The sequence below is a fragment of the Dethiosulfatibacter sp. genome (assembly GCF_983023055.1).
Genome location: NZ_CEZJXU010000410.1, coordinates 1 through 2341, shown reverse-complemented (window position 1 = coordinate 2341; position 2341 = coordinate 1). Strand labels below are relative to the sequence as shown.

General features: G+C 36.0%; 3 protein-coding genes. 2 read left to right on the top strand and 1 reads right to left on the bottom strand.

Translation table 11 applies throughout. The features are described 5' to 3' along the window. Window positions 1–985: 1-deoxy-D-xylulose-5-phosphate reductoisomerase (locus AC3AX0_RS11735; protein ID WP_487550469.1), on the bottom strand; the 985-nt coding region annotated here is incomplete at its 3' end. 197 nt (window positions 986–1182) lie between these two features. Between AC3AX0_RS11735 and nadD the strand changes: the two genes are divergently transcribed. Both nadD and yqeK read left to right on the top strand, forming a co-directional pair. Beyond that, window positions 1183–1800: a nicotinate-nucleotide adenylyltransferase gene (gene nadD, locus AC3AX0_RS11730; protein ID WP_487550468.1), complete on the top strand. Its 618-nt coding sequence runs from the start codon at window positions 1183–1185 to the stop codon at window positions 1798–1800. Beyond that, window positions 1797–2341, top strand: a 545-nt coding sequence (gene yqeK, locus AC3AX0_RS11725; RefSeq protein ID WP_487550467.1) for a bis(5'-nucleosyl)-tetraphosphatase (symmetrical) YqeK, incomplete at its 3' end; no start/stop codon positions are given. The genes nadD and yqeK, both read left to right, overlap by 4 nt.

The following is a 2341-nucleotide window of genomic DNA, read 5'->3' as shown; positions in this document are numbered from 1 at the left end:
TCAATTCATTTGCTTTGTTGAGTACTATTGGCATGGAGTTTCCTGTTTTCATTGCATCAAAGGCAAGTTTCAAACATTTAAATGTATCCATGTCTGGCTTTTCAAAAGTAAGGCTTCCTATTTCAAAAAGATCAAGACTTTTTAGATTGTTTTCCAACCGGTAGGGATAAAACAGTGCGAATTGTATTGGGATTTTCATATCAGGATTACCCATTTGAGCTATTATTGAATGATCATCATATTCGACGGCAGAATGTATTATACTCTGAGGATGTACAACGACCTGAATCTGTTCTGGAGTTAAATCGAACAGCCATTTAGCTTCTATTGCTTCAAGACCCTTGTTCATAAGTGTTGCTGAGTCAACGGTTATTTTTTTGCCCATTGACCAGTTTGGATGGTTGAGAGTGTCTGCCAGGGTTACAGTTTCAAGCTCCTTTAATGATTTGCCTCTGAAGGGACCTCCAGAAGCAGTAAGGAGGATTTTACTTATGCGGTTTTCCTCATTTCCCATTAGGCACTGGAAAATAGCACTGTGCTCACTGTCTACAGGCAATATTTTCACATTGTGTTTTTTTGCTAGGGACATTACTATTTCTCCTCCGGCAACAAGAGTTTCCTTGTTTGCTAGAGCTATGTCCTTTCCGCATCTTATAGCTTCAATGGTAGGCTTAAGTCCTATCATGCCGCTTATTGCAGTTACTACAATATCTATTCCATTGGCGCAGACAGACTGCACAAGTCCGTCCATGCCGTATACAATTTTTGTGTCTCCTGAAATTCTTGATTTAAGCTTCTCGGCATTTTCCTTGTACATTACTGCGCAAATGGCTGGCTTAAACTCGTTTATTTGCTTTTCAAGAAGATTAATATTACTATTTCCACTTAAGGCGTATACCTTAAGTTTTTCTTTGTTTTCTCTAACTATTTCAAGTGTCTGTGTCCCTATTGAACCTGTGGAACCTAGAATTGATATTTTTTTCATTTTAATAACCTCATGTATTTTTGACAATCAATTATAACATAATTTGTTTCACATGATAACATATTTATTCATAACAGATTTATGACATACAGTATAGCTGGGTGTTATTCAAAGCGGCTAAATCAGTTGTTCTCTTTCTAATTGCTAAAGTGGAGGACTTATTGTATAATAATATATCATATCAGGAGGAGTATATATTGAAAAAATACGGAATTATGGGTGGTACCTTTGATCCTATCCACAACGGACATTTGGTTATAGCGAATGAAGTATTGTCTCTGTATGACATGGACAAGATAATATTCATACCTACGGGTACTCCACCCCACAAATTTGTTAAAGGACTGACTTCTTCATTTCACAGATATATGATGACTCAGTTTGCAACAATGACAAATCCGGATTTTGACGTTTCAGATATCGAAGCCACAAAATCCACAGTTTCATATACTATTGATACAGTAAAAGAACTTACTTCTGGAAACGAGGATGACAAGTTTTATTTTATTACGGGAACTGACGCAGTCCTTGATCTTCCCACATGGAAAAATACAGAAGAGATTCTATCTCACTGTACCTTCATTGCTGTGAACAGACCAGGATATATAGTGGAAGGTTTGGACAAGAAAATCAAGGCAATAACTGATAAATACGGTGGAGAGATTTTTATTACAATGGTTCCACAGCTTCATATCTCATCAACAGATATCAGAAACAGGATATCTACAGACAGACCTGTTAAATATCTTCTTCCAGAAACAGTTGAACAGTATATATTGAAAAACGGTCTCTATAAAGAGAAAAAAGAAAAATGAGTATAGAAATATTCAAAGGCCCCTTAATTGATTCCATAGGTAGAAAAAGGTTTAGTCATTCGCTAAGAGTTATGGAAACAGCAGTGGAACTTGCTCTTGTCCATGGAGTGCCGGTCAAAAGAACAAGGATTGCTGCAATTCTTCACGATTGTGGCAGGCTTAAAGATTGTACTAATCTTGAAAAGCATTTTAAAAGAAGAAATATAATCCTTGATTCTGATACAGGTTTAAATACAAACCTTCACCATGCTATTTTGGGTAGGTATATAGCCTATGACAGATTTTGTATTACTGACATTGACATACTCAATGCTGTAAGATACCACACAACGGGTAGGATAGACATGTCTATCCTTGAAAAAATAATATATCTGGCTGATGCAATAGAACCTAAAAGGGAATATGAAGGTGTTAAGGAGATAAGAAAAATATCTGTGAAAGATCTCGATGAAGCCATGATGATGTCTCTTGAAAACACCTGCAGTTATTTGAGAAGTAATAAAACAGATATACATAAGAATACTATTGAATGCCTTGAATG